This is a genomic window from Maribacter sp. (assembly GCF_049667165.1).
In the GTDB taxonomy this organism is placed as follows: Bacteria; Bacteroidota; Bacteroidia; order Flavobacteriales; family Flavobacteriaceae; genus Maribacter_A.
The window spans coordinates 1-1,520 of record NZ_JBATHS010000151.1; the positions used below are offsets into that span (position 1 = coordinate 1).

Sequence of the window (1,520 nt, forward strand, 5' to 3'; positions counted from 1 at the left end):
CCTTCGAAAATCATTTTATCAACATCGGCGATAGCCGCAATCGTAGTTCCTTCATTAAAATTGTTACTCTCAATAACTTGATTACCGACCTCTACGGGAACCTCTAAGACCATACCGCTCACTGTAGCCCGAATCATTGTATTGGCCGCGTTCCCATACCCTTTTGTCGTCCCCGTTTTAACAATGTCATAGCGTTTGTTGGCAGCGCCATAGGTTTGTTTCGCTTGATCATAACTAACCTTGGAGCGTTCCAAATCCACTTTTGAAACGACGCCCTTGTCGAACAGGCCTTTTTGCCGATCATAATTCCGTACTTGGTCATCCAATGCAATTTTGGCCTCTTCGATATTATTTCTTGCATCATTAAGTGCATTCAGATTGGGCACTACCTTAATCCTTGCCAAAAGATCACCCGATTTCACGTAGTCACCCCCTTCGACAAAAACCTCCTCTATAACCCCAGAAATATTGGGTTTGATAAGTACTTCCTCCAAGGGTAGAATACTGCCCGTGGCCATGGTCTTTTTAATGATGTTTTGCCTGGTTGGCGTTTCGGTTTCATAGACGGTTGGATCTTCTGCATTTTTTTGGTACAAATAATACATAGAACCACCAAAGGCAACAATAATAACCAATAGGGTAATGATAGTTATCGATTTTTTCATTTCTTGAAATTTATAAATATTTGATTGATGTGTTTATTATTCTGTTCGTAAGGCATCTATTGGTCTGATCTTTATGGCGCTTTGGGCTGGTATGAAACCTGCCAACAACCCAGATACGATGAGTATGAGCAATGCCGCTACCACCACCCCTAGATTAACGCTGGGATTCAAGAACATATCGACAGGTCCGTTCATATCGAGCACCTTGTTTATCGCATAAATAAATAATGCCCCCATACTTATTCCTGCCATACCAGAAATAATGGTCAAAAAAATAGACTCCATGAGTATTTGCAAACGAATTGACCATGGGTCTTCACCGAGTGCCCTACGTATTCCAATTTCCTTGGTGCGTTCCTTAACCACTATGAGCATGATGTTACTAACCCCTATGATCCCTGAAAGCAATACCAAAATACCTACGAAATAAGCGATGAAACGCATTGCACCAAAAAGACTTTCCACACGGTTGTATTGCTCATACAGGTCAAAATATCCAACGGCCCTTTTATCATCTGGATGTACTTTTCTTTTCTCCTTGACCAAAGCAACAATGCTTTCCTTTACATCTGAAATCGAACTCCCGTCGTTCGCGGTTATGGCCATCCACCCTACATCTTCCCCTCGGTTGAACGCCTGGGAAAATGCCGTAAAAGGCACATAAATTTCCTTTTGTCCCTCTTCACCATCCCCATCATTATTCTTCTTTTTATAAGTGCCAACCACCAAAAAACTAACGCCTTGTATTTTGATATAACTCCCTATTACCTCTTCCCCTTTTTTATACAATCCTGTTTTAACACCTTCCCCTATGATGGCTATTTTTCTTTTGTCCTTTATATCGGAATGATTGAT

The 1,520-nt window shown here is 41.2% G+C and carries 2 protein-coding genes; both read right to left on the reverse strand.

Features of this window, described 5'->3' with window-relative positions; genetic code table 11:
- On the reverse strand, positions 1-665 hold a 665-nt coding region (locus WBM98_RS07750; protein ID WP_424365451.1), incomplete at its 3' end, for an efflux RND transporter periplasmic adaptor subunit.
- A gap of 36 nt (positions 666-701) precedes the next feature.
- The coding region (locus tag WBM98_RS07755; protein WP_424365452.1) for an ABC transporter permease at positions 702-1,520 on the reverse strand (819 nt) is incomplete at its 5' end.